Origin of the sequence: Candidatus Koribacter versatilis Ellin345 (genome assembly GCF_000014005.1) — a bacterium.
GTDB lineage: Bacteria > Acidobacteriota > Terriglobia > Terriglobales > Acidobacteriaceae > Korobacter > Korobacter versatilis_A.
Genome location: NC_008009.1, coordinates 4,970,830 through 4,995,564 on the forward strand (window position 1 = coordinate 4,970,830; position 24,735 = coordinate 4,995,564).

The following is a 24,735-nucleotide window of genomic DNA, read 5'->3' on the forward strand; positions in this document are numbered from 1 at the left end:
GCGAATAGCCGGAAAGTGCTGTTAGCTCACGACTTCTACCGGGCGGACCCGGAGTGCAGCGACCGTCGGAACTTCAATTGAGATGCAAGCGCCCTGGGGATGGACGTTCGCGGCATAAATCTCTCCGCCATGCTGGCGCATGATCCCATAGCAAATGCTGAGGCCGAGACCCATACCGCGGCCAGGAGACTTGGTGGTGAAGAACGGGTCGAAGATACGGTTGAGGTCGGCGAAGCCGGGGCCACTGTCGGTGATATTGACGAGGAGCTTGTCGCCGAGATCACGGACTTCCAGAGAGATCTCCTTGGTCGGGCGCTCCTGCACGGCGTCGATAGCGTTGGCGATGAGGTTGGAGAGGACGATCTTGAGTTGGCTCTGATCGATCGCGATGTTCGGCAACTGAGCAGGAACGTTGGTCGCGATCTTGATACCGCGACCGTTGAGGTCGTACTCGCGCAGGGTGAGGACGTCCTGCAGGACGGCATTGAAATCGGTGGTGGTGGTTTCGGAGCGACTTTGGCGCGAGAAGCGCAGGAGGTTTTCGATGATGCGCTTCATGCGATTGGCTTCGCGGCGAACGATGGTGAGGTCGCGGGCGACCTCCGGCTGAAGGTTATAGTCGCCCATCAATTCGGTGTAGCCGAGAACGGCGGTCAGCGGATTGTTGAGTTCATGGGCGACGCCGGAGACTAACTGGCCGATGCCGACGAGTTTCTCGCGCTGGATCATCTGGCGGTGCATCGAGGTGCGATCGATGGCGACGGCTAGATCGGCGGCGAGAAGTTCGATCTTGGAGAGTTCTTCCCATCCGATGCGATCGAGATCCTTGGGATCGTCGAGGAAGAAGCAGCCAACGGTAAGGCCGCGGTGGGACTGAAGCGGTACGAGGAGTTCATCTCCCTGGCGCCAGCGAGGGTGAACGGGATATTCGCGGCCGCTGCGCAGGAAGCGTCCTGCCGCGATTCTCTCGGCGGGAACCACATAAGAGTTCTTGCCGATTTTCGGGGCTGAGAGACAAAGCCGTGTGATCTCCTCAAGGCTCATCTTCGTCGCGATCTGCTGGACGTGCGCGAGAGCTTCGGGAGAGAGACCGGAGTTTCCGGCGATGTGGAGATGATGACTGTCGTCGGCGAGCAGGACGACAACACGGTGGAAGTTGCCCTCTTCGGTAATGACATTCGCGATCTTTTCGCAGAAGGGAGGGACGTCCACGGCGCCGAGGAGTTGCGAGGTGATTTCGGCGAAGCGCTCGACCTGGTGATTCAGGGCGTGCTCACGGTCGCGGGCGTCCTGCGCGGCGATGGATTCATCCTCAAGAAGGATGAGAATCATGCCGAAGGCGACAACTAACTTCGGGACGTTCCAGAGATCGGAGGCGGCCTCGCCTGCTTTCTCCACCACGTTTGGCAAATAGGCAGCGAGAGCCCAGACAAAGGACCAGGCGAAGAGGCCTCCTGAGGTGACGAGGACACCGGGAGTCTTGCGCCAGTAGTGGCGGATGACGAAGACTCCGGCCAGGGCGTAGCTGCCGGTCATGATGCCGTGATAGGGGCCGCTCACATTGCCGTAGTAGATCTGGTAAACGGAGACGAAACCGAGCAGAACAAGCGAGAACTCGACGACGTTATCCACCCAATCGCGGTTGATGCAGAAGTAGTGGTAGGCACACACACCGCCGAGCGAAACCAGGGAAACGCAAATGGCTTGCGGCAGCTTGTGAGTGCTCTCGGTGATCCAGAGGGCCGAGTAGATGGCGATCGGGATGGAGATTCCGAAGAAACAGTACCAGCGCACACGTTCGGTAAGACGTAGTGGCACCAGCGAAAAAATGAAGGCGAGACCGGCGAGTTGCAGGGTGGCGGCGTCGAAGCCAGCGATTACGGTGTCGAAGCGGGTCGGCGTCAGGGTGACGATGGGGACGACAAAATGGAGAAAGATCAGGATCCACGCCAGCAGCCAGAAGCGGACGCGGGAGGTCCGATTATGGCGGTAGATGCTGAAGAAGATGCCGACCAGGGTACCGAGAATCAGCGGCGACGGAAGATGGCGAAAGAGCTCCTGCATATGGGCCAGAGTAGTTATTCTCAAGGAAACAAGCACTTGCCGCAATTGGGAAAGGCGGCAGGAGCGTTACCAACGACACTCCCCTTTCGACTCAGAGCACGAAACGTGACGTTCTTGGGTGGCGATGCGTCTAAGATAGAAAGAGTCATGCGCTCCCGACCTTGGATTTTCCGCATTGCCCCCATGATTGCGTTGCTGCTCTGCGTGAGCCCAGCACTGCGTGCCGACGACCGCGGCGAAGGCGAACTGAATCCGAATCCGCCGACCGGTATCGCGGTGGATCAAATTATCCAGAAGTTCGCCGCCAAAGAGAAGGAATTCAAGCAGGCGCGAGAGAAGTACACCTGGCACCAGACGATCATCGTGCAGACGGTCGATGGCGACACCGTGGATGGCGAGTACAAGCAGGAATTCGACGTGTTATTCGACGACAAAGCAAAACGCATTGAACACGTGACATTCGCACCGGCAAGCACGCTCGAACGCATCCAGATGACCCCGGAAGACGAAGCGGATTTCCGCAAATTGATGCCATTCGTGTTGACGTCCGATGAGATTCCGGAATACAGCATCAAGTACGTTGGGCAGCAGAAGCAGGACGAGTTGAACACTTATGTGTTCGACATCTCTCCGATAAAGATTGAGAAAAATAAGCGGTACTTCGAAGGTCGCGTGTGGGTGGACAATCACGATCTACAGATCGTGAAGACATTCGGTAAAGCGGTGCCGGACATCAAGAAAAAGGGAAACGAAAACCTGTTCCCGAAGTTCACGACATGGCGCGAACAGGTGGACGGCGTGTACTGGTTTCCGACGTACACCAAGGCCGATGACGAATTGCACTTCAGCAACGGTGATATCCATACCCGGCAGATCGTGAAGTATGCGCGTTACAAGCGATTCGGATCGGCCGTGAAGATCACCTACGACGGCCAGGAAGTAAAGAAGGGCGAGGAACAGGGCGGCGGTAAGAGCCAGACGCCGCAACAGTCTCCACCTCCGAAATAATCAAGCTCGTACCACGAACGTGTTGGAGGGCGACTTCTTGTCGCCCTTTTCTATCTTGCTACCAGAATTCCTCGCAAAATCTCCTCTCAGCCTTCGCCTCTTTAGGTAGTGCTCGACCTCGCACAGCAAACTGGCGTTTTCGGCATGTTCGTGTTGTCAGCACCGAAGCATATCCAATTGCACAACGTGTGCCCCGGCCCTTTGTAGTTCAGTTCAGCATGGAGCGTTCGATGAGAAAGAGTCTTCCGTCTCTGGTGATTGCGGCGTTGTGCTTCGCAGCAGGTGCCCAGACTAGTCCAGTTCCTTCCACGACCACGACATCACAGACCGCGGTACCGCGTTTGATTCGTTTTTCAGGACAGATCAATGTACCGACAGGAACTGTCGCAATCACCTTCACGCTCCATAAACAACAACAAGACAACGTAACGTTATGGACAGAGACACAGAACATCAAGCTTGATGCCTCCGGCAGATACTCCGTACTTCTGGGCGCCACCAAGGCGGAAGGTATCCCAAGCGAGCTTTTCTCTTCGGGAGAGGCACAGTGGCTCGGCATCAAAGTGGAAGGGCAGGCTGAGCTCCCGCGTGTGCTGCTGGTGAGCGTGCCGTACGCGATGAAGGCCGCGGAGGCTGAGACACTCGCCGGACATAGCGCGAGCGACTTTGTGACGTCGGAGAACTTGAACACGGTTGTGCAGCAACAGATTCAGCAGCAGGCTACGAACGGAACGAATGGGACACCCGTAAAGAAGAACGCCGGCGCAAAAACCAACGTGCCGACGAACAACGCGACCAACTTCACCGATACCACGACAAATCAGGTCGTACTCGTGACCCAGAGCGGAACCGGTTCCGGGCTGGTGGCGAACGTAGTGTCGGGCAACGGCATTTCGGGCAGCACCACCTCCGCGACGGGAATTGGCGCGGCGGGAATCAACACCGCCGCATCGGGGGTCGCCGTAGGTTTGCGTGGATCCACGGTCTCCGGTGACGGCATCGGCATCTACGGTACTTCGACGGGTACGTCGGGCGCAGCTACGGGCATTAAGGGCATCACGGCGGCGCCGAACGGATATGGTGTGTTCGCACAGAACACCGCGGCGACTGGCCCGGGTGTCGGCTTCCGCGGAACGACAGCCTCGACGAGCGGCATCGGTTTGTATGCCACTTCCACAGCGTCGACGGGCAACACGATCGGAATGCGGACATCGGTGGCAAGCGCGAGTGGTACGTCTGCCGTCTTTCAAAACACTGCCAGCGGAAAGCTGTTCAGCGGACAGTCGGGAGCAGCGAACACGGAAGTGTTTTCCGTGGATGGAATTGGAACGGTAACATCAGCCTCGCAATTCGTTTCTAACATTGCGAGCGGCACAGCGCCGTTGGTGGTCAAGTCGAACACCGTTGTTCCGAACCTCAATGCTTCTTACATGCAGGGGTATGGGCCGTCCGATTTCGCGCAACTCAGCTCTGGAGGGCTGCAGATCTTCTACCAGGGCATTCAAGCGAATGGCACCACGACAAACTCAGCGGGCGGAACTTTTCAGGGCGGCACTGACCAGGTCGGTGTCGAAGCTTACGGTGGCCCAACGTCCGGTGCAACTGGAATCCTGGCCATTGACGCGAGGGGCGGTGCAGGTGCGTCAGGTGGCCCGGGCGTCTCCGGCTTGGGTGGCTCCGCTACCACAAATACCGGTGGCGACGGCGGCCGCTTTTCTGGAGGCAGCGGCGGTAGTGCGGCAAATGCAGTCGGCGGAAATGGCATCTACGCCGCCGGCGCCTATTCCACCGCCACAGCTGCTCCGGGGAACGGCGTGGAGGCTATCGGCGGGGCAGGGACCTCGAGCATCGCTCCAGGCCATGGCGTTCACGCCAACGGCGGTCAAGGTACTGGCTCTAACGCGCAGGGCGGAACTGGCGTGCAATCCTACGGCGGGTACGTGAACGGTACCTCGGGAATCGGTGGCGTTGGCATTGCGGCTTACGGCGGTGGTGCCAGCTCAGGAACCGGCGGCGACGGACTATGGGCAACTCCGGGCGGCGGGGGTTTTGGTATCCCTTATGCCGCACGCTTCTTTGGGCAGGTTTCAATCAACTCGCCTGCCTCAGGAAACACCCTCCAAATGCAGGTCGGCGACCCCGGATGCGGCGCGGGATTTCTCGGGTTTGGAATTGGCCCGGTGAGCGGCGGGCTCTTCACGATGACCAGCTGCAACAATTACAACCTGATTTCGAACGGCACGGATCTGCTCTTTAATGTCCCGAGCGGCGGCGCTATGCACTTCCGCCAGAGTAACGGCGACAATATGGCGATTACTTCCTCTGGGTACGTGACCATCGCGCACTCTTTGTTCGTCGGCGGCAATCTGAGTGTTACGGGCTCGATTTCCGCAGGCACCAAGGATTTCGTCATCGACGATCCGCTCGATCCCAAGAACAAGCTGCTTTACCACACCAGCATTGAATCGCCTGACATGAAGACTCTCTATGATGGGGTCGTGAAGCTTGATGCCAAGGGAGAAGCGTGGGTGCAATTGCCTGCCTACTTCGAGGCCCTCAATCAGGACTTCCGATACATGCTGACGCCACTGGGACGGTCTGCGCCAAATCTTTACGTAGCGGCCCGGGTGAAGAACAACCGTTTCAAGATTTCCGGAGGGAAGCCCAACATGGAGGTTTCGTGGCTGGTGACGGGCATCCGGCATGATGCCTTCGCGAGAACCAATCCGGCTCAGACGGAAGTGGAGAAACCGCTGACGGAGCGGGGAAAGTACATTCATCCCGAGGCGTTTGGCGGATCTCCGGAGGATGCCATGAATCCGCAAGCCGACGCGGCATCTGGCGCGCTGGCGAAGGCACAGGCTCCGAAGAACTAAAAGAGAAGGCGTCCGCGATCACGGACGCCTTCTTGCACTTCAGACTGCGATTCGCAAGAGTTGCAGCCTTTCTTTTTCTTTTACGCCGCCGGAGCCATGGAGCGCTGCGCTGCCTGGTGGATGAAGCGCTTCATGACCGTGGCCCACATCACGCGCTTGCGCAGTGCGCTTTCCTTGATATTGCGGCCGGCAGCAAACATGGTAAGCAGCGATTTCATTTTGAAGACGCGGAGCAGTTGCTCGTCGGCCTCACTGACTTCGTAGGCATCGAGGAACGCGGCTTGCACTTCGCCGATGAGGTCGCGATCACAGAACGGATACTTCTCCAAGGCCTCCACACAGGCCATGAAGTGCGCGACATCTAAGTACGAGTAGCCTTTGCGTTCCAGCTTTGCGTACTCGGCGATACCGATTCCCTGCTCGCTGACGAGCACGTTGAGCGGAGTGAAATCGCAGAGCACGGCGGAGGCCGGCAGCGTCTTTTTCGATTTGCTGAGAATTGCCTTGGTGCCGGAGAGAATCAAGTCGATGGAGGCGTCGTCGAGGCCTTCTCCTTTGCAATTCGTGCACAGCTTCTCAAGATCTTTCTGTAGGGCGTCGCCATCGAACGGAATTGCAGGTTCCTGCGTCGCGTGATGGAAGCGTTTGAGCCAATCACCGGTAAAGCGGGCGGCGACTGTCAGCAGGCCATGGTCGGCATAGCCGGGAAGAAGTGCGGCCTTCATCACGATCGATTGCAGCGGCAGGCCGTTGAGTTTCTCAGCGACCACGACGCCGTTCTGCGCGAAATCACCAAGGGGACGAGGGATTCCCGTCAGGTTCTTTCTCTCCGCGATTTCGTAGGCGAACTGAAGGTTCTTGAGTTCAGCCGTGGCGAGGTCGCGAGCCTTTCCTGCGGCTTTGCTGCGATAGACCTTGGCGGCGGTGCGCTCGCTGCCATCCGAAAAATCGATAACGATGTCGTAAATGTAATGATCGGACTTTGGGGTGTGTCCGACGACGCGCACGTTGCGCAAATCGGCATGGTGGGGGTAGTACCGGGCCGCGTTCTCACGCAAGTTGGCCACGACCTGGTCCATGATGCTCTCAGCCATTCAAGCTCCCTGGGGACGTACAACAGATACTGCCTGCTAGGTTTGATGCCGGAAAAGAGAGACACTCCGGCTACTAAGGTGAGAAGCAGGTCAGGTTCCAGAGATTCAGGCGTAAGTCATTGATTCTGCATTGCGTAAAAGTTTCACGGAAGAACAATCGGGAGGTGAGTGAGTAGAAAAGTGCTGAGGGTAGGAAGGCGAGTGGTGAGAGTGTTCGCCGGGCAGGAAGACTTATTTTGCCGAAGCTGATTTCCGCTGTTCGGCCAAAAAAACAACATTCCGAATTCCGGCGCTTTCTGCGGCATCGACGATCTCCTTCACGTGCTCATAGCGTGTGCGCGCGTCGGCTCGAACATAGACTTTGCGCTCGGCGCCCAGCAGCGTCGCTGCGGTCAATCTTGCCGTTAGCTCTTCAGGAGGGATGTGCTCCGATCGAAAGTAGAAGATTCCATCGCGAAACAACGTAATCGAGAGGGAATCCTCGCTGAGCGCTCGCGCCTGATATTGGGGGAAATTGGACTTGGGAAGGTCGGCGCGAACTCCGTGCGAATAGGGGAGCGGGTAGCAAAACACAATCGTCCAGAGCACAAGAAGAACAACAAGCATCGACATCTGAAATGCATTTGCAAAGATCCGGTGCGAGTACGTCTGCGTTCGCATCGTAATGCCCTCTTCTGCAATAGACACCCAACACCCGGGGTTGAGCCAAAAGAAAAGGCGACGAATCGCTTCGCCGCCACGCTAATCTCCTGATTCCTAGTAGAACAAGTACTTCCTCCACTTATCGTCGGAGCGGCCCATCATTCGCATGATGTGGCGGCTAGTGTGGAGGTTGAAGGGGCGCGGTTCGCGCATCAGCTTCATGCCGGCTTCGGCGGGGAGACGGTTGCCCTTCTCGTGGTTGCACTGGTGGCAGCAGGCGACAAGGTTCTCCCAGGTGCTGAGGCCGCCACGCGAGCGCGGCAGGACGTGGTCAAGCGTGAGTTCGCTCGAGCCGAGGAGGACGCCGCAGTACTGGCAGGTATTGCGGTCGCGCAGCAGGATGTTCTTGCGCGACAGAGCGCGCGTCTGGTGCGGGATACGGCGATATTCAAGCAGGCGAATCACGCTCGGCACACGCAACGCTGACCGGGTGGAGTGGAAGGTGTGGCCGTTGGTCTCTTCGGCCATGGCTACGCCCTTCAGGACGAGGATGATCGCGCGGCGCGCAGCGCATACGTTGATCGGCTCATACGACGCGTTGAGCACCAGCACGGGCTGATGCAGCGGCGTACGCTCCGCCTTCGGAGGCGCGGCGTATTGCACGAGCGACTTCCCGACCTTGTGGTCTCCCGAGCGCGTAAGGCTGCGCGGCGGTGTATGTGGTCTTCCTCCCGTAAAGTATGCGTCGGTCGCCATAATCCCCTAAACAGAGACGGTCTCCTCCGTCTCACGGTTCGAGCGGGTTTTGGTTGCCGGGGCGACGCCGTCGAGCGTTACAGCGCGCGCCACGGTTGCTACGAGAACTTGTTCAGCACCTGCCCGCTTTAAGATGCGGGCGCACTCGTCTGCCGTGGCGCCGGTGGTGAGAACGTCGTCCACCAGGATCACGTTACGGCCTTTGACGAGGGCTTTGTCGGGTACCTTGAACGCGCCGTGCAGGTTGGTGCGGCGCTGCTCACGGGTATACCCGGTTTGCGATTCGGTCGGGCGGGTGCGAACCAGAACTTTGGGAGCCAGGGCCAGCGGCAGGTCTCGAAGCTCTCGCAAGGCGACCTTGGCGATGAGCTCGGCCTGGTTGAAGCCGCGGGTGCGACGCCGTTCACGGTGCAAGGGCACCGGAATGACGAGCCACTCACCTGAAAATTCGGACTGCATGCTACGGACGGCTCCAGCCAGCCGCTTGCCTAACGGGCGAGCAGCGGGCGGGACTGCCTGATACTTAAGTAGATGCACTAAGCCACGCAGGGCGTCTTCGTACTCGCCGAAGGCTGCGGCGTGGTCGAAATGCGGGGCGTCCTCTTCGCAATGAATACAGATCTGGCCATCCTGCGCGTAAGGCACCATTTGGTCGCTGCACCAGGAACAAAGAGGTCCGGCAAGCGGCTGGATCGAATCCAGGCAATCGGTGCAAACGGGAAGGGTGGAGATATTGGCGAGGGGGGCCTTACAGATACGGCAGTCGGCGGGAAACAGCGCGGAGAAGAGGCTCCGGGCGACGAAACGGAGCGCAGCAGAGGATCGTCGCTGCGGCTCGCGTGCTAGTTCGGTGCGGGTTAGGTCTCCACTACTGCTGAAGACTTCCTCCTACCGAGGCCTCCAGGGACTGTATCCCGGCGTCGGTTAGAGACAGTATAGGAGCTTCCCGGAATTGGTGCAATCGCGGCGAGCGGGGATTCATTCACTATTTACGCGAAGAGTATCGAGTTGCTACACGTCTGATCATGGACGGTGATGCGCAGCATATAAGGCTGTGAAGGCTGTCCTTGTATGATGTGCAAGCCGCGTGCTAACTTGCGTGGTTTCATGAAAGCGCTGTAAATCGCGCCATAACGCGATGCGGCGAGTCAGGACTCCTTAATTTATGGCAGATGCCCCGAAGCACCGGCCTTACGTGCCGGAAACGATGCAGATGAGCGAGTTCACCGTCCGCGCGGTCATCATTGGACTAGTACTGACGGTCATTCTCGGGTCAGCAAACGCGTATCTCGGTTTGCGAGCGGGCATGACGATCGCCGCAACCTACCCGGCAGCGGTAATCGCCATGGCCGTTCTGAAACTGCTGAAAGGATCGCTGCTGGAAGAGAACATCGCGCGTACCGTCGGTTCGATCGGCGAATCGGTGGCGGCGGGCGCGATCTTTACGATCCCCGCTTTCGTAATTGCGGGCGCGTGGCCCGTCTTCGACTTCAAGCATGCCTACTGGAATTCGGTAGCGTTGATGGCGGTGGGCGGCACGCTCGGCATCCTTTTCGTAACGCTATTGCGGCGGGTGATGGTGGAAGATCCCGAGCTTCCCTTCCCTGAGTCGGTGGCGGCTTCGGAGATTCACAAGGCTGGCCAGCAAGGCGCGAAGGCGGCGAAGATACTGTTCGCTAATATGGGGCTGGGAGGATTGGTTTACTTCCTGGGGTCGATCAACCTGTTTTCTATCAGCAAAGAGTTTGTGCTCAATGTGGGTCAACTAGGGCGCAGCATGCTGAAGATGACAAAGTCTCCGGGCGCTCCGACATTGCAGGCTGGTGGCATGACGACCTTTTCGGCACCAGCAGTAAGTCCGGCTTACCTCGGGGTGGGATACATCATCGGGCCGCGGCTAGGGGCGCTGAACTTTGCGGGGGGCGTTTTTGCGTGGGGCCTGCTGGTTCCACTGCTCGTGTTCTTTCTTGGGCCGCAATTAGCAGCCACGATGCCGGATGGCGGGAGTAGCCCAGACTCATGGTCAGCGGCGGCTGGAGCCGTTTGGTTTTCAATCGTGCGTCCCATCGCGGTGGGCGGGATGCTGGTAGGCGCGGGCTTCACGCTGTTCCGCATGCGCAAGAACCTCATGATCGGCATGAAACGGGCGGTGAGCGACCTGAAAAAATCCGGCTCGCAGGCGACAGCGACCGCGCGTGTGGATCGGGATTTGAATATCAAGGCTGTATTCCTTGGACTCGCGATCGTGCTTGTGGCGATGATCTTCCTCTACAACTTCTTCGCACACAACTTCACGGGGGCGATTGTTGCTGCCGTCGTGATGATCATCCTCGGATTTTTCTTTGCCGCAGTTTCGGGGAACCTCGTCGGAATGATCGGCTCGTCAAACAATCCGATTTCGGGATTGACGCTTTGTACGCTAATCATCGCTGCGCTCTTGATGGTGAGCATCGGAGTGAAAGGACCGAGCGGCGTTGCAGCCGTGCTCGGCGTTGCAGCGGTGGTTTGCGTTTCGTCGGCGGTGGCGGGCGAGATGCTGCAGGACCTGAAAGTGGGCTACATCCTAGGCGGTACACCCGCAAAAATGCAGCTCGGCGACCTCCTCGGCATCGTGGTAGCCAGCGGCGTGTTGTTCTTCCCGTTGATGATTTTGAACAACGCGTACGGATTCGGCAGCCCGCAATTGCCCGCCCCGCAGGCTGGATTGATGGCTTCGCTTTCGCAAGGCATCGTCGGGGGCAACATGCCTTGGCCGCTGGTGGTTGTCGGCATCCTGATGGGCTTCGGGTTGATCCTGATTGAGGTAAGGAGCCCGATGCTCTTTTCTGTGGGTATGTACCTGCCCTTGGAAACGACGTTCGCGATATTTGTTGGTGGTCTCTTCCGCTGGGCGACGGATAAGCTTCGCGATCGAGCGAATCTGAACGATGCACAAAAAGCGCGCGTGGAAAACGCGGGCGTGCTCACCGCATCGGGGCTGATCGCCGGCGAGGCGCTGATTGGCTTAGTCATCGCTGGGTTCCGCGGAGTCGAGAAGCAGAAGGGTCATGCGATTCTGCCAGTAATCTTTGCGCATCCTCCCGTGATCCTCGGTGGGATCGTCCTGTTCCTGCTCGCTCTGCTGATGATTCGCTTGCCCTTGGCAAACGCCGGCAGCCCCGATGAACCAGCTCCGCCGACGGCGATCATGTAGTTTCTCAAGTTGTACTTCCTTCCGGACGGGCCGCCATTCGTGGCGGCCTTTCTGTTTCTGTAGAATCTTCTATTCATGTCCATTGCTGAGAACATCTCGGGGATTCGTAGACGGATCGAAACGGCGGCAAAGCACGCCGCGCGCAATCCCGTTGAGATTGCACTGATGGCGGTATGCAAGACAAAGCCGGCCGACGCGATTCGCGAAGCGTATGCGGCTGGTCAGCGATTGTTTGGCGAAAACCGGGTGCAGGAGTTTGCGACGAAAGCGCCGCTGCTGAGCGGTCTGAGCGACGCCAGGTTCCACATGATTGGACATTTACAGTCGAACAAATCGAAAGCAGCGGCGGAGTTATTCTCGGCCGTGGATTCCGTGGATTCGCTAAAGCTGGCGGAGAGGTTGAACGCAGCGGCCCGGGATTTGGGAAAGACACTCGACATTCTGATTGAGATCAACGTCGGGGGCGAAGAAGCTAAGAGCGGAATGCCGCCAGAGTCTCCAGAGGTCCTTCAGATACTGGAGCACGCGAAGGAGTGGCAGAACCTGCGGATGCGTGGGCTGATGACGGTTCCGCCGTTCACCGAAGATCCCGAAGGGGCGCGGCCGTATTTTCGGACGGTTCGCGAGTTGCGAGACTCAATGGCACTGAAGGGATTTGCGCTGGACCAGCTTTCCATGGGCATGTCGCATGATTTCGAAATCGCGATTGAAGAAGGCTCGACGTGTGTGCGCGTCGGGACTGCGATTTTTGGGGAGCGTCCAACGCCGTGATTGAGATTCGCGAGACGTCGTCAGGCGTGAGCTTCGCGGTGCGATTGCAGCCGAAGGCGAAGAAGACGGCGATCATCGGCGAGTTGAACGGCGCGTTGAAACTGGGAGTGACGGACCCACCGATTGACGGACGCGCGAACGAAGCGCTGATACGGTTCGTTGCCGGCCTTTTGAAGGTTACGCGTTCGTCGGTTACCATAGCCGCCGGTGAATCCAGCCGCAATAAAGTGATTCGTATTGAAGGCGTAACGGCCGAGCAGGTGCGCTTTCGGCTGAAGGTCTGGTAGGCGAAGAGGTCGAATGTCGAACCTAATTTATGCCGTGGTACTGGGCATTATCGTTGTCGCGTTGCTGGCCGTCAGCCTCTCGCAGCTTCGCAAGGTAAAAACAAAAGCAGATTACCTCGTCGCTGGACGATCGCTCCCGGCATATGTGCTGGTGGCGACACTGCTGTCGTCGTGGATCGGTGCGGGCAGCCTGTTCGCAGGCGCTGAAAATGCATTCCGCAATGGCTTCGCAGGACTATGGCAGTCTGCCGGCGGATGGTTCGGGCTGCTGGTTATTTACTTCGTGGCACCACGCGCCCGAAAGTTCGCGCAGTACACCATTCCCGACCTCATCGAAACGCGCTACAACACCACAGCCCGCGTGCTTTCAACGATTGCGATCCTCTTTGCGTACACGGCGATCACTTCGTATCAATTCCGCGCGGGCGGGAACATCCTTCACCTGATCTTCCCTGAAGTGAACCACGAGGTCGGGACGTACATCATCGCTGTATTTGTGATTGCGTTCACGGCGGTCGCAGGCATGGCGTCCGTTGCTTACATGGATGTGGTCATAGGAGTGTTGATCACGGTGATTGGATTCATCGCTGCCCCGGTGCTGCTCAACCGCGCTGGCGGTTGGGCCGGATTGCACCAGGTGCTTCCCGCAACCCACTTCACACTGCTCGGTGAGTTCGGCTACGTAGACGGGCAATCGCAGGGAACGCTCGCTGGATTGCTGAAAGCCTTTGAGTATTTCCTGCCGACGTGCCTCCTCATGCTCGGCAACCAGAGCATGTACCAGAAGTTCTTCTCGGCAAAGTCGGAGAAAGACGCGCGACAAGCCGTCGTCGGATGGGTCTTCGGGACGTTTATTCTTGAGACCCTGATCGCTGCCATCGCTGTGTTTGGGTCGGCGATTGTGTGGGTGCAGTATCACCAGCACCAGGTTGACCTGGAGCCGCATAACATCATCCCGTATTCGGCGCTGCACTTTCTGCCGAGAGTTGTGGGCGCACTGCTGATGGGAGCGGTGTTCGCGAAGGTAATCTCGACCGCGAATAATTATCTCTTCTCGCCGTCGACGAACTTGATCAACGACATCTACACGCGGTTCATCAACAAAGAAGCCTCCAACAAAAACATTCTGTTTGTTTCTCGCTTTCTCGTCTTAGGGTTAGGCGTGTGGGCACTGGTGCAGGCGGTGCATCTGACGTCGGTGCTGGAGAAGGCGATGTATGCCTACACGATCTACTCGGCGGCGATAACGCCGGTGGTGTTGGCCGCGTTCTACTCGAAGCGTGTGACCGCACCGGCAGCGGTCACTTCAATTGCGCTTGGGACAGCGGTGACGGTGTTCTGGGACCTCGGCAAGAACTTGCTGCCTCCGGCGCTCGCTCAGCGCGATGCAATTTTCCCGGCACTTGTCGTTTCGCTGCTCTCGTTGCTGCTTGTGACCCTTGTAACTCCGCCACCATCGAAGGAGCAACTCGCGCCTTTCTCCTAGAACGATGAAACCAGCCTCGTATATCGCATCGCATTTGCGCACCGTGTTGAAAAATGGCGGTTCGGCGCCGCACACGAAAGAAGTGGAGTGGTTCTTTAAGCATGAGGTGAAATCGCGCGGGTGGTATACACAAGAGATCCGTAAGGTGGCTCGGCGATTCACCAAAGTTCTCAAGCACGATGCTGGATTGCCGTATTTGATTGAAGTCGCCGACCAGTTGTTCCAAGGGGAAGTGCTCGAGGAAAAGGTGCTGGCGGTATTGCTGCTGGAGCGCGAGACCGCAGCCTTCGGCGATCGTGAGTTTCGCCTATTCGAAAAGTGGTTGGATCGCATCGGCTCCTGGGCCGACCACGATGGAGTGGTGCACTCTCTCATTGCACCGATGCTGGTCGGCGATCCCAAGCGACAAGAGCGCGCGTTTAAGTGGGCGCGTTCAAAAGACCGTTGGCACCGCCGTGCAACCGCGGTTTCGCTGATTCGAGTTGCGCGGGCGAAACAATCGTTTGCCCAGATTCAACGCGTGACGGAAGCGCTGCTCGGCGACGAAGACGACATGGTGCAGAAGGGCCTTGGCTGGCTTCTGCGCGAGACGGCGAAGGCCGACCCCAAGACCACGATTCCCTACCTGATGAAGATCCGAGAACGAGCACCACGCCTGGTGCTGCGGACCGCTTGTGAGAAGCTCAGTTCGAAGGATCGCGCCCGTATCTTAGCCAAGTCTACGGCCCGAACGGTACAATAGCTTCCCGTATGGAACTCGCGAAAATTCAAGAATCCCTGCGCCAGATGGGCGCAGACTGCTGGCTGTTCTATGACCATCACCATCGTGATCCGATCGCTTACCGCGTGCTCGGGCTGCCCGAGACAATGATGGTGACGCGGCGATGGTTCTACGTGATTCCGGCGCAGGGTACGCCCGCGCGCCTGGTGCACCGTATCGAGTCGCACCATCTCGATGCCCTGCCCGGCGGCAAGGCCGAGTACTCCTCGTGGCAGGAACTGCATGAGAACTTGCGCGCGATGCTCGCCCCGTACAAAACAGTGGTGATGCAGTACTCGGCGAACAACCAGATTCCGTATATCTCGCTGGTCGATGGCGGAATGCTGGAGCTGATACGCAGCTTCGGGAAAGAAATCTTGAGTTCAGCGAACCTCGTGTCAAGATTCGAGGCTGTTCTGACCGACGACCAGATTGCTTCGCACTTCGAAGCTCAGAAGAAGATTGATGTCGTCTGTGAAGCCGCGTTCAAAGAAATTGGCCGTCGAGTGCACAACGGTGGGTGCACCGAGTACGACATCCAGAAATTCATCCTCGAAGCGTACGCCCGCGAAGGCGTTGAGACGGAAGATCCGCCGAACTGCTCGGTAAATGAAAACAGCGGCGATCCCCATTACGAGCCGACCGAGACGCGCTCCAAGAGCATTCACGAAGGCGATTTCGTATTGATCGACATGTGGGGTCGTATGAAACGGCCGCACTCGGTGTATTACGACATCACCTGGACCGGCTTTGTCGGCAACGCCCCAAGCGATCAACAGCGCGAGATCTTCGAAATCGTGCGCGATGCGCGGAACGTGGGCATCGAAAAGGTGAAGGCGGCATTCGCAACGGGCGAGAAGATTTGCGGCTGGCAAGTGGACGAAGCCGTGCGAGCGCACATCACCAAAAAGGGTTACGGCAAATGGTTCGTGCACCGGACGGGCCACTCGATCACGAATGCAATTCACGGGAATGGCGCGAACCTCGACAATCTCGAGACGAAGGATGATCGCCAGATCCTGCCGAACACCTGCTTTTCCGTGGAACCCGGCGTTTACTTGCCGGAATTCGGCGTCCGCAGCGAGATTGACATGATGACGCGCTCCAACTCCGCCGAGGTAACAGGTAGAATACAGACAGAGCTCGTATTGATCTGATGGCCAACGAAATCGCTAAGAGCGTCCCCACCAAAGAAGCAGTAGTCGAACCTGAGTACCCCGTAACCGCCATGGGCGTGGGTGCGCTCATTGCTGGCTGGCTTGTGCCTGGACTCGGTCACATCATCCAGAAGCGCTGGATTCGCGGCGTTCTGATCTTCGTTTCGGTCGTAGCGATGTTCACGCTCGGGCTGGGTATGGAAGGCAAGATCTACGGCTTCAATACCGGCGATCTGCTGGAGATGCTCGGCTTCGTTTGCAACGTTTGTTGCGGCGCGCTGTACTTCCTGGCGGGAGCACAAGATTGGGGACAGGGCAACATCCATCGCGCGGTGGCCGATTACGGCACGAAGTTTATCTTCGTTGCTGGCCTGTTGAACGTGATCAGCGCGATTGATGCGTATCACATCGGGATCGGGAAAAAGAAATGAAGATCGAGTTGACCCACTTCAGCGCCGCGATTGTGTTCGCGTTTTTTGCATCAATCGTGTTCGGCATTACCCAGAAGAACGAGCCGAAAGAAATGATCCGCTATGGCGTGAAGTGCTTCGGCATGTTCTTTGGCGGCGTAATTGCGGCGTCATGGGTGATGTGGCTGCTAAAGCACTAGCTGATTCCCGCCGATGAGCGGCGGGGTACCTCAAATTTACCCTTCCCAAACAAATGCGTCGAAGATCCGCTCGCTGCGGAACCCGAGCCTCTTATAGAGGTCAACCGCGCGGGCGTTCGCTTCCGTCACAGTGAGCGACAGCATGTTGAAGCTGCGCTTCTTGAGATTGGCGGCGGTGTACGCAATCAGCGCCTCACCGATACCCAGGCCGCGGAGTTCCGGAACCATGCAGACCTGCGTTATGTGGCCAACGTCTTCCTTGACCCGCGAACAGAGCAACACACCGACGATTTGATGTGTACTCCTGCTCAGCGCCACGAACGAAGCGGCAGGATCGAAAACGCCACAGCCGGGAAAACGCACAATATTATTGAGAAAGCGCAGTGACCCGTTAAGTGAGCGGTACTGATCGTTGATTTCCGAGTCAATGTGCCCGCGATAGGCCGACGAGATCACAGCAGCAGCAGGCTGGTAGTCTTCGTCGCGCCAGGGGCGGATCTCGATATCGCCTGGAACTTCTCGGCCGCGGGTTGCGAGCGGCTTGGTGATGGGCAGCGTCATGAAGATACGTGGGTACCGCTGGAAGCCTTCTTCGAGGAAGGGTTTCGCGACTTGCCCTGCGTCGTGCACCAGCAGCTGCGCTTCGATGCGATGAATTCCGGGCGACTGCTGGAGGGTTTCGATGACGTGGCGCACGAGCTCGGATTCGAGCTTTGGCGTGTGGCCATTGTCGGGGACGGCAAAGAGATCGCCAATCACGCCCTTACTACCTTCGTACACGAAGAACGAGTAGCCCTTCAGTGCACCATGGTCGACGGCGGCGTAGCCGGGAAGGATTTTCGCATCCACGTAGCGCAGAATCATGTCAGCGGAGCTGCGGTAGTCCCATGCCAGCAGGCGCGACCACACACGCGCCTCCTGATCGAGAAGCGGCCGCAGATCGGATGACGTGAAGTGTCGTAGGTCGAGAATTTCCAAGTTGTTCCTGCCCGCTCTGATGGCGGTTCGATGCGAATACCCTTGAAAAGTCTAGTGCTGGTTTACCGGAGGCGCAACGTGGGGAACACTGCCTGCCAACATCAGGAGCTCAGAATCAGCGTCCAGGGCCGATATCGCGCAAGAAATACACGTCGAGGCGCTGCGGTTGGAAGCGGAAGAACGGCTCGATCTGGTAGTTCGGAGGCACGGTATCGGCAAAGCGGTTGATCGCTCCCGCGCGCGTAACCAGCACATAATTCCCGTGGTTCGGCGGGAGGGAGTTGCTGATATCTTTCAAAGTCTTTTCTCTCTGCTGGTTGCCGGCAGCAGCCGTGCCGAACCTGACGATTTCGTCCGGTGGCGGCTCGGGCAGGGGGCGATCGAGGTAAAAGGCCAGTCCATACTCAACGCCGCGCGGGACGTTGTAGAACATTACCGGCTCATTTGTGGCAAAGGAGTTCGTGATGCGCGCTGCAACTGGCCGGATGGATTGCGTGGAATCAATAGCAGGGCCGGCGGCTTTGAGCAGAAACGCCAGTGCGAGCGCGACGGGAAATATCGTAGCGAAGCGGAGTGCCGCGTATCCGCGCAGGAAAACAACAATCGCAACCACAAGCGCGACGATCAACCCTACTGGAATTGCGATGCGCAGCACCTGGCCGGGCAGCGGCATTTTGTAGAGCTTGTAGGGCGCGAGCAGAGCAACTGCGAGCACAGCTCCGGACAGCAAGGCATGCACCGAAATAAGCACCGGCGACGGCTTGGTGTTCTCGCGGCGCAGCCAGATGGCGACGAGCAGACCGCACGGAACGATCGAAGGCAGGATGTAGCCCGGCAGCTTCGACTGCGAAAACGAAAAGAAGATCAGCGGGATGAGTACCCACACCGCGAGATAGGTGAGCAACGGATCTTCGTTCTTATCGCGCAGCGACTTGATTCCGCCTGCAAGCGCAGCGATGACGAAGACCGTCCACGGCATGGTGCCGCCGATCAGGACCGGGATGTAGTACCAGAAATGCTGGCGGTGCTGAAAACGGTTGGTCGTGAAACGACTCAGGTTATGGGTGATGAAAAACTCGCGGACGAAGCCCGGATTCGCATGCTGCACCGCGACGTACCAGGGCAGCGCGATTGCAAAGAATATCAGGATGCCGGGAATCCAGAGGGTGCGGACGATGGCCGACCAATCACGGCGGATCGCCACGAAGACGAGAATGACCATTGCCGCCAGCGCCGCTGAGACTGGTCCTTTCGCGAGCACTCCGATCGCGATCATGGCGTAAAACAACGCCAGCCATCCGCGATGGCCCGTTTCGTAGAATGCCCACCACGCGAGCATGCCGATCGTCAGCGGAGCGACCAGATGAATGTCAATCGAAGCAGCGCGGGCAAAAGCGAATACAAACACGGACGACGCGGTCATCACAATCGCATCGAGTTGCGAGCCGTTGCGGAAGCGGCGCGTCCACGCGTAGAGGAATAGGAGCATCGCGCTCGCGAAGACTCCGCCAGGAATCCGTGCGGCCCAGTCGCTCACGCCGAAGATCCTGTAGCTGACGATTGCGCCCCAGTAGTAGAGGATCGGCTTTTCCAGCCAGACGTTCCCGTAGAGAGTCGGCGTGACCCAGTCGTGGTGCTGAAGCATCTCGCGTGCGACCTGCGCATAGCGAGGCTCGTCGGCGCCGGTTAAGCCGAAAGCAGAGAGTCCAAAAAAGAAAAAGAAATAGCAGAGCGCGGCAAGCAGAAAGACTTCAAGCAGCAGCCGCAGTTGAGGTGCTCGTTCGTTCATCAGTCGGCCGGGCGCTCCCGCCGGTTGCGCATCATGGCGTAAACGCTGATCAGCACCCAGGTGCCTTCAAGCACTACAAACCCGAGGTTGAAAGGCCGGAACGCGCTGTAGCAGAGAATTCCCGACCCAATGATGTTCAGGAGATTATAGGCAGCGCTCCGCGGGTCCATCCGCTTCATCTGCTGGCCGCCGTAGGCCACCAGGATCATCATTGCGCCAACGAACGAGAAGGCTTGCCAGGCGTGCGAGTCATGCATCGGTTCAGTCTAGTGGACGAGCAGTTTTCCGTCCAAGAGACGGAACTGCATCAGGATGCGTTCCGTCGCAACCGAGAGCGGCCCTTCCATCGCGCAGCCGCTGGCGCACTCATGGCCGCCACCGCCGAAACGCTCAGCCACACTGGCAACGTTGATCCTGCCTTTGCTGCGCAGGCTGACGCGATATCGGCCATCGGCTTGTTCGCGGAAGAACAGTGCAACCTCGATCCCTTCAATCGCCAGCGCGTAATTCACCAGGCCTTCGGTGTCCTCATCCACTGCGTCGGTACGGTCCATCTCATCGCGCGAGATAAACATCCAGGCGAGTTCGCCGTCCCGATGAAGGTTGCTCAAGGCAGAACCAAGCAGGCGCATCTTCGAATACGGGTTCGCGAAATAGACGTTCTGCGCGATGCGCGAGGGTTCTGCGCCGGCGCGTACCAGTTCCTGTGCGAGCGCGAAGGTACGCTCCGTGGTGCCGTTAAAGCAGAACGAGCCAGTGTCGGTAAGCACCGCGGTGTAGAGACAGGTAGCGACTTCCGGCGAAATCTTCACGCTGGCCTCGCGGGCGAGCCGGAAGATCATCTCGGCCGTGGCGCAGGCGCTAGGATCAATCCAATTCACGTGGGCAAATGGACGTGCCGTCGAATGGTGATCAATGTTGATGAGGTAGTGCCGCTCCAGGCCTTCGATGCGGGTGCGATGAACGCTATCGCATTCGAGAATGATGGCGGCGTCATAATCGGCAGAAACAGTCGGCGAGACGACAACAGTTTCAGAGAACGGCAGCGGCTTGTAGATATACGGGACACCGTCGCTCAGCACGACGTCTGCCTGCTTGCCCATCGAGCGCAGGATCTCTCCACATGCGAGGACGGAGCCCACCGCGTCGCCATCGGGGCGCGCGTGCGAAGTCAGAAGAAACTTCTGCCGCCTGCCGATCTGATTGAGAACCTCGTCGATCATCCCTGTGTTCGTACCCAAGGGGCTAAAGCCCCAATCTTCCTCTGCCCGTCCGCGGCTCAAGAGCCGCTTACCGACTACTTTTCTTCCGCTTGTTCACTCGCTTCAATAACTCTTCCACGCGGCCGCCGTAGCGCTCCGTCTGGTCGAGACGAAACAACAGCTCCGGCGCCACGCGGAGTCCGAGTCTCGCTGCCACTTCGTGGCGAATATAGCCTGTCGCCGCAGCAAGGCCTTCGAGCGTGTCCACCGCTTCCTGCTCTTCTCCGGCGACGGCCACGAGCACGATGGCCGACTTTCCGTTAGAGGCAATCATCACCTCGCTGACCGTGACGAGTCCGATTCTTGGATCGCCCAATTCGCCTTCGAGGATGGCCCCAATCTCTTCGCGAATCGCCTCGCCGAGGCGTTCGCGGTGATGTTTCAGTGCGCGTTGCTCCATCTTTATCTACTGACTTCCTCTCCAGAAACTACTCTGGAAAAACGCGAACGAAAAAGAATACGCCCTTTTGTCGTTTCGCGTTATGAATTCTGTTTATAGCCGTTAGACGAAATCCAGAAACGAATCGGTAACGTCGGCACCAGCATTATTTGCGATACGGGTAGCAGCGCTTTCCACGTTTCGCATAAGCCCTTCGAGATAGTCGCGCGAGTCTGACACGCTGACTACGCCGATGGTCGCCAGTTGCCACAAGTCCAGGTTCTCAATCTCGGCCACCGACACGTTAAAGCTGGCGCGTAACTTATCTTTCAAGCTGCGCACGACCTGCCGCTTGTCTTTCAGGGAATGCGCAGTTTCCATGCGCAATTCCAAGGTCAGATATGCGATTGCCATAATTTCGTCCACACGGGACGGGTACGAAACATCCCGACAGCAGCGGTTGCGTGCCCCGCCGATGCCGGGATGCGAAATGCAGGGGCCGCAGCCCCTCAGTTGTGTTGGGTAGCCCCGAGCTATAGCCCGAGGCTACCTTAGGTTCTAGTGCAGCGAGTCGGCAGCAATCTTTTCGCTGGTGAACGCTTCGATCACGTCCCCGCTGCGAATGTCGCCGTAACCCGCGATACCGATACCGCACTCCATGCCGTTACGGACCTCGCTGGCGTCGTCTTTGAAACGCTTCAGCGATCCGATCTTGCCGGTGTAGATCACCACGTTGTCACGCACCAAGCGCACGTGCGAGTCGCGTTTGATGATGCCATCCGCAACCTGGCAACCGGCGATGGTACCCACCTTCGGGATGCGGAAGGTGTCTTTGACGTCCGCGCGCCCCTGGTAGGTTTCCTTGATGATCGGTTCGAGCAAGCCGAGCATGGCTTTCTTCATCTCGTCCTGCAACTCGTAGATGATCGAGTGCAGGCGGATGTCGACCCCCTCCTGTACGGCGAGCTCTTGCGCCTTGCGCTCCGGTCGCACGTTGAACCCGATGATGATCGCGTTCGACGCCGAGGCCAGCAGCACGTCGGATTCGGTGATCGCACCCACTCCGCTACGGATCATGGTGATCTTCACCTTTTCCGTCGACATCTTGCTCAGCAAGTCATTCAGCACTTCGACCGAGCCCTGCACATCGCCCTTGAGGATGATCGGCAGGTCCTTCTGTCCGGCGGTCTTGAGCTGTTCAGCCAAGCCTTCGAGTGAAACGCGCGAGCTCTTCGCAAGCTGTGCTTCGCGAGCGCGGCCTTCGCGGTACTCGGAGATGTCGCGGGCCTTCTCACGATCGGCTACGACCGTGAACTGGTCGCCGGCTTGCGGCAGTGTCTCGAGACCAATGATCTCGACCGGAGTCGAAGGTCCAGCGGTGTCGAGCGACACACCACGATCGTTAAACATGGCGCGGACTTTGCCGAATGCGTTGCCGACCACGAAGTTGTCGCTGGTCCTGAGCGTGCCATTCTGAACCAGCACGGTTGCAACCGGACCGCGTCCGCGATCAAGTTTCGCTTCCACAACTGTACCGCTCGCCATGCGATCGGGATTCGCCTTCAGGTCGCCGAGGTCGGCAACCAGGCAGATCATTTCCATCAGCAGGTTGAGATTGGTCTTCTGTTTCGCCGATACGTCGACGAACACGGTGTTGCCACCCCAATCTTCCGGCATCAGGCCACGATCAGCGAGTTGCTTCTTCACGCGCTCGGGCATAGCGTCTGGCTTGTCGATCTTGTTCACCGCCACGATGATCGGCACGTTCGCCGCTCTCGCGTGGTCGATGGCCTCGACCGTCTGCGGCATGACGCCGTCATCAGCAGCGACAACGATCACAACGATGTCCGTGATCTTCGAGCCGCGGGCACGCATGCGGGTAAACGCCTCGTGACCTGGGGTATCGAGGAATACGATCTCGCGGCCAAACGCCGGAGAGTTCGGATCACCGATCGCTACCTTGTAAGCGCCGATGTGCTGCGTGATGCCACCGGCTTCGCCACCCGCTACGTCGGTCGCGCGGATTGCGTCGAGCAAGCTCGTCTTACCGTGATCAACGTGGCCCATGATGGTGACGACCGGAGGACGCACGACAGCGTTCGCGGCCGCTTCTTCCGGAGTCTCACCGGCAGCCTTGGCAGTCTCCTGCGCAAGTTGGTCCTCGAAGGTAATGACGTCCGTCGAGGCGCCGAAGTGGTTCGCCATTTCACTGGCAAGACTGGCTTCGAGCGTCTGGTTGACGGTAGCGAATACGCCACGCGCCAACAAACGGGCGATGAGGTCTTTCGCGCGAATCCCGAGCTTCTCAGCGAGATCTTTCACGCTGATACCTTCGGAGATCGTGATGTTCCGCGTGATCGGTAGCGGCTCATTGGAGAGCGACAACCGCGGTGGCGGAACAAAGCCCTTCATTGGGCCTTCTTTTTGTCCACGCGGGACATAACGCTGGCCCGGACGCCGTGCCGGTGCCGGACGGCCTGCCGGCTTATTCGCGGGTGCTCCCGGAGGCGCTAGGCCGATCCCGCCCATCGGACGGGGACCGCTGGGGAACTGCCGCGTTGGATGCGGACCACGCGGGCGATCCCCCGGACGCGGCGGACCGCCAGGACGCTGGAATCCACCTGGACCTCCCGAACCACCACCAGGACCGCTTTGCGGACGGCGCTGGAAAATGGGCTGACCGCGCACCGGCATACCCGGACGCGTACCTGCTCCCTGCGACATTTGCGGCGGCGGAGTCGGACGCGGTGGTGCCGGCGGCGGCGCGCTGTAAACCGGACGTGGTCCGGTTTGCGGAACGATCATGCGACGACCCGGCGTCTGTTGGCGCAACGGCACACCCGGCAGCGGACGTCCCGGCGTAGGCGCGGGAGTGGCTGCGCCTGGAGCTGCTGGGGCTTCCGGCTTTGCGGTTACGTGTGCGCCAGTGTCCGCGGCGGGAGCGACTCGCTCCGGCGAAACCGGCGCTTTAACTTCGGGCGCTTCCGGCGCAGTCGTAGCTGGCGCAGCGGCCTTTGGCTCTTCGGCCGGAGCGGCCGGTTCAATCACTGCCGGCGGCGCGACGGCTACCGGAGGCGCGGGCGGAACTGGCGGCTTCGGAGGCGTGATCACCGGACGCTGCGCGGCAACGCTCGCTGGCGTAATGAAACGCGGCTTTGGTGGCTCAGGCGGCGTATGCACCGTCTCGGAGGCCGGACGCGCAAACACGGCGGGCTTCTGAGGTGCGGGCGGAACGGCCGGCGGACGCGGCTCCTGCGAAACAGGGCTCGGCGCCTTCACGGCTGGGCGTGGCGGAGGCGGAGGTGGCGGCGGAGGGGCAGCCTTCTGCGTGAGCGCCTTGAGCACATCGCCGGGCTTCGAAATCTTTGAGAGATCGATCTTCGGCTTGAACTCGTCTTCTCCGGCGCTTCGCCGACGCGGCGATTCTTCGGTCCCGTGCTCATGGATGTACTTCTTCACCAGCACGGCTTCGTGATCTTCAATCGAACTGGAGTGGGTCTTCTTCTCGGTCACGCCGACCTTGGTCAGCGCATCGAGAATAGCCTTGCTCTTCACTTCCAGCTCTCGTGCTAAATCGTTAATTCGAATCTTCATTCCGCCCCTAAAAGGATCCTCCGAATTGC

Annotated in this window: 22 protein-coding genes and 1 pseudogene; 10 read left to right on the top strand and 13 right to left on the bottom strand. The window is 58.8% G+C overall.

Going from position 1 to position 24,735, the window contains the following annotated elements; translation table 11 throughout:
- Window positions 1-21: 21 nt before the first annotated feature.
- Entirely contained in the window at window positions 22-2,064 is a 2,043-nt protein-coding gene (locus ACID345_RS21810; RefSeq protein WP_011524995.1) for a sensor histidine kinase, read from the bottom strand.
- Window positions 2,065-2,211: 147 nt separating this feature from the next.
- Between ACID345_RS21810 and ACID345_RS21815 the strand changes: the two genes are divergently transcribed.
- Together ACID345_RS21815 and ACID345_RS27105 are read left to right on the top strand one after the other, a co-directional pair.
- Window positions 2,212-3,072, top strand: a complete 861-nt coding sequence (locus ACID345_RS21815; RefSeq protein ID WP_011524996.1) for a hypothetical protein — start codon at window positions 2,212-2,214, stop codon at window positions 3,070-3,072.
- Between the two features lie 230 nt (window positions 3,073-3,302).
- Entirely contained in the window at window positions 3,303-5,948 is a 2,646-nt protein-coding gene (locus ACID345_RS27105) for a beta strand repeat-containing protein (protein WP_011524997.1), read from the top strand.
- Window positions 5,949-6,028: 80 nt separating this feature from the next.
- On the opposite strand, the gene ACID345_RS21825 is transcribed toward ACID345_RS27105, so the two are convergent.
- From ACID345_RS21825 to ACID345_RS27575, 5 genes and pseudogenes are all read right to left on the bottom strand, one after another.
- Window positions 6,029-7,042, bottom strand: a complete 1,014-nt coding sequence (locus ACID345_RS21825) for a hypothetical protein (RefSeq protein WP_011524998.1) — start codon at window positions 7,040-7,042, stop codon at window positions 6,029-6,031.
- 231 nt (window positions 7,043-7,273) lie between these two features.
- On the bottom strand, window positions 7,274-7,702 hold the full coding sequence (locus ACID345_RS21830) for an ExbD/TolR family protein (protein WP_011524999.1): 429 nt from the start codon (window positions 7,700-7,702) through the stop codon (window positions 7,274-7,276).
- A 96-nt stretch (window positions 7,703-7,798) separates the two neighbouring features.
- Window positions 7,799-8,440, bottom strand: coding sequence for an HNH endonuclease (locus tag ACID345_RS21835; RefSeq protein WP_011525000.1), 642 nt, complete (start codon window positions 8,438-8,440; stop codon window positions 7,799-7,801).
- Between the two features lie 6 nt (window positions 8,441-8,446).
- Window positions 8,447-8,899, bottom strand: coding sequence for a ComF family protein (locus tag ACID345_RS21840; RefSeq protein WP_187148888.1), 453 nt, complete (start codon window positions 8,897-8,899; stop codon window positions 8,447-8,449).
- Between the two features lie 159 nt (window positions 8,900-9,058).
- A pseudogene (locus tag ACID345_RS27575) lies at window positions 9,059-9,217 on the bottom strand (double zinc ribbon domain-containing protein); the annotation flags it as partial.
- 388 nt (window positions 9,218-9,605) lie between these two features.
- On the opposite strand from ACID345_RS27575, the gene ACID345_RS21845 reads away from it, so the two are divergent.
- The 8 genes from ACID345_RS21845 to ACID345_RS21880 all read left to right on the top strand — a co-directional run bounded on the left by ACID345_RS21845 (window position 9,606) and on the right by ACID345_RS21880 (window position 16,704).
- Window positions 9,606-11,633: an OPT family oligopeptide transporter gene (locus ACID345_RS21845; RefSeq protein WP_011525002.1), complete on the top strand. Its 2,028-nt coding sequence runs from the start codon at window positions 9,606-9,608 to the stop codon at window positions 11,631-11,633.
- A gap of 75 nt (window positions 11,634-11,708) precedes the next feature.
- Window positions 11,709-12,404, top strand: a complete 696-nt coding sequence (locus ACID345_RS21850) for a YggS family pyridoxal phosphate-dependent enzyme (protein WP_011525003.1) — start codon at window positions 11,709-11,711, stop codon at window positions 12,402-12,404.
- On the top strand, window positions 12,401-12,691 hold the full coding sequence (locus ACID345_RS21855) for a DUF167 domain-containing protein (protein WP_011525004.1): 291 nt from the start codon (window positions 12,401-12,403) through the stop codon (window positions 12,689-12,691). Before ACID345_RS21850 ends, ACID345_RS21855 begins: the two co-directional genes overlap by 4 nt.
- 13 nt (window positions 12,692-12,704) lie before the next feature.
- Window positions 12,705-14,177, top strand: coding sequence for a sodium:solute symporter family protein (locus ACID345_RS21860; RefSeq protein ID WP_011525005.1), 1,473 nt, complete (start codon window positions 12,705-12,707; stop codon window positions 14,175-14,177).
- Window positions 14,178-14,181: 4 nt separating this feature from the next.
- Entirely contained in the window at window positions 14,182-14,919 is a 738-nt protein-coding gene (locus ACID345_RS21865; protein ID WP_011525006.1) for a DNA alkylation repair protein, read from the top strand.
- An 8-nt stretch (window positions 14,920-14,927) separates the two neighbouring features.
- Window positions 14,928-16,094: a M24 family metallopeptidase gene (locus tag ACID345_RS21870; RefSeq protein WP_011525007.1), complete on the top strand. Its 1,167-nt coding sequence runs from the start codon at window positions 14,928-14,930 to the stop codon at window positions 16,092-16,094.
- Window positions 16,094-16,525 (top strand): DUF6677 family protein, encoded by a 432-nt coding sequence (locus ACID345_RS21875; protein ID WP_011525008.1) that lies wholly within the window; start codon window positions 16,094-16,096, stop codon window positions 16,523-16,525. Before ACID345_RS21870 ends, ACID345_RS21875 begins: the two co-directional genes overlap by 1 nt.
- Window positions 16,522-16,704: a hypothetical protein gene (locus tag ACID345_RS21880; RefSeq protein ID WP_011525009.1), complete on the top strand. Its 183-nt coding sequence runs from the start codon at window positions 16,522-16,524 to the stop codon at window positions 16,702-16,704. The genes ACID345_RS21875 and ACID345_RS21880 overlap by 4 nt, the downstream gene beginning before the upstream one ends.
- 36 nt (window positions 16,705-16,740) lie before the next feature.
- Here the strand turns inward: ACID345_RS21880 and ACID345_RS21885 are convergent, their stop codons facing one another.
- The 7 genes from ACID345_RS21885 to infB form a co-directional block, all read right to left on the bottom strand.
- Window positions 16,741-17,682 (bottom strand): GNAT family N-acetyltransferase, encoded by a 942-nt coding sequence (locus ACID345_RS21885; RefSeq protein ID WP_011525010.1) that lies wholly within the window; start codon window positions 17,680-17,682, stop codon window positions 16,741-16,743.
- Between the two features lie 115 nt (window positions 17,683-17,797).
- Window positions 17,798-19,471, bottom strand: coding sequence for a glycosyltransferase family 39 protein (locus tag ACID345_RS21890; RefSeq protein WP_011525011.1), 1,674 nt, complete (start codon window positions 19,469-19,471; stop codon window positions 17,798-17,800).
- Window positions 19,471-19,728, bottom strand: a complete 258-nt coding sequence (locus tag ACID345_RS21895) for a CBU_0592 family membrane protein (protein ID WP_011525012.1) — start codon at window positions 19,726-19,728, stop codon at window positions 19,471-19,473. Before ACID345_RS21895 ends, ACID345_RS21890 begins: the two co-directional genes overlap by 1 nt.
- Before the next feature lie 9 nt (window positions 19,729-19,737).
- Window positions 19,738-20,694, bottom strand: coding sequence for a DHH family phosphoesterase (locus ACID345_RS21900; RefSeq protein WP_011525013.1), 957 nt, complete (start codon window positions 20,692-20,694; stop codon window positions 19,738-19,740).
- Between the two features lie 67 nt (window positions 20,695-20,761).
- Entirely contained in the window at window positions 20,762-21,133 is a 372-nt protein-coding gene (rbfA, locus tag ACID345_RS21905) for a 30S ribosome-binding factor RbfA (RefSeq protein WP_011525014.1), read from the bottom strand.
- Between the two features lie 102 nt (window positions 21,134-21,235).
- Window positions 21,236-21,526 (bottom strand): DUF503 domain-containing protein, encoded by a 291-nt coding sequence (locus tag ACID345_RS21910; protein WP_011525015.1) that lies wholly within the window; start codon window positions 21,524-21,526, stop codon window positions 21,236-21,238.
- Between the two features lie 144 nt (window positions 21,527-21,670).
- Window positions 21,671-24,706, bottom strand: coding sequence for a translation initiation factor IF-2 (gene infB / locus ACID345_RS21915; RefSeq protein ID WP_011525016.1), 3,036 nt, complete (start codon window positions 24,704-24,706; stop codon window positions 21,671-21,673).
- Window positions 24,707-24,735: the final 29 nt, after the last annotated feature.

What these genes read in the sequence shown, in the direction of transcription:
- rbfA (WP_011525014.1), bottom strand. Translation starts at nt 21,133, where the DNA reads ATGGAGCAACGCGCACTGAAACATCACCGCGAACGCCTCGGCGAGGCG.
- ACID345_RS21810 (WP_011524995.1), bottom strand. Translation starts at nt 2,064, where the DNA reads ATGCAGGAGCTCTTTCGCCATCTTCCGTCGCCGCTGATTCTCGGTACC.
- ACID345_RS21840 (WP_187148888.1), bottom strand. Translation starts at nt 8,899, where the DNA reads ATGCAGTCCGAATTTTCAGGTGAGTGGCTCGTCATTCCGGTGCCCTTG.
- ACID345_RS21860 (WP_011525005.1), top strand. Translation starts at nt 12,705, where the DNA reads ATGTCGAACCTAATTTATGCCGTGGTACTGGGCATTATCGTTGTCGCG.
- ACID345_RS21875 (WP_011525008.1), top strand. Translation starts at nt 16,094, where the DNA reads ATGGCCAACGAAATCGCTAAGAGCGTCCCCACCAAAGAAGCAGTAGTC.
- infB (WP_011525016.1), bottom strand. Translation starts at nt 24,706, where the DNA reads ATGAAGATTCGAATTAACGATTTAGCACGAGAGCTGGAAGTGAAGAGC.
- ACID345_RS21910 (WP_011525015.1), bottom strand. Translation starts at nt 21,526, where the DNA reads ATGGCAATCGCATATCTGACCTTGGAATTGCGCATGGAAACTGCGCAT.
- ACID345_RS21815 (WP_011524996.1), top strand. Translation starts at nt 2,212, where the DNA reads ATGCGCTCCCGACCTTGGATTTTCCGCATTGCCCCCATGATTGCGTTG.
- ACID345_RS21890 (WP_011525011.1), bottom strand. Translation starts at nt 19,471, where the DNA reads ATGAACGAACGAGCACCTCAACTGCGGCTGCTGCTTGAAGTCTTTCTG.
- ACID345_RS21895 (WP_011525012.1), bottom strand. Translation starts at nt 19,728, where the DNA reads ATGCATGACTCGCACGCCTGGCAAGCCTTCTCGTTCGTTGGCGCAATG.
- ACID345_RS21880 (WP_011525009.1), top strand. Translation starts at nt 16,522, where the DNA reads ATGAAGATCGAGTTGACCCACTTCAGCGCCGCGATTGTGTTCGCGTTT.
- ACID345_RS21865 (WP_011525006.1), top strand. Translation starts at nt 14,182, where the DNA reads ATGAAACCAGCCTCGTATATCGCATCGCATTTGCGCACCGTGTTGAAA.
- ACID345_RS21900 (WP_011525013.1), bottom strand. Translation starts at nt 20,694, where the DNA reads ATGATCGACGAGGTTCTCAATCAGATCGGCAGGCGGCAGAAGTTTCTT.
- ACID345_RS21870 (WP_011525007.1), top strand. Translation starts at nt 14,928, where the DNA reads ATGGAACTCGCGAAAATTCAAGAATCCCTGCGCCAGATGGGCGCAGAC.
- ACID345_RS21845 (WP_011525002.1), top strand. Translation starts at nt 9,606, where the DNA reads ATGGCAGATGCCCCGAAGCACCGGCCTTACGTGCCGGAAACGATGCAG.
- ACID345_RS21835 (WP_011525000.1), bottom strand. Translation starts at nt 8,440, where the DNA reads ATGGCGACCGACGCATACTTTACGGGAGGAAGACCACATACACCGCCG.
- ACID345_RS21830 (WP_011524999.1), bottom strand. Translation starts at nt 7,702, where the DNA reads ATGCGAACGCAGACGTACTCGCACCGGATCTTTGCAAATGCATTTCAG.
- ACID345_RS27105 (WP_011524997.1), top strand. Translation starts at nt 3,303, where the DNA reads ATGAGAAAGAGTCTTCCGTCTCTGGTGATTGCGGCGTTGTGCTTCGCA.
- ACID345_RS21825 (WP_011524998.1), bottom strand. Translation starts at nt 7,042, where the DNA reads ATGGCTGAGAGCATCATGGACCAGGTCGTGGCCAACTTGCGTGAGAAC.
- ACID345_RS21850 (WP_011525003.1), top strand. Translation starts at nt 11,709, where the DNA reads ATGTCCATTGCTGAGAACATCTCGGGGATTCGTAGACGGATCGAAACG.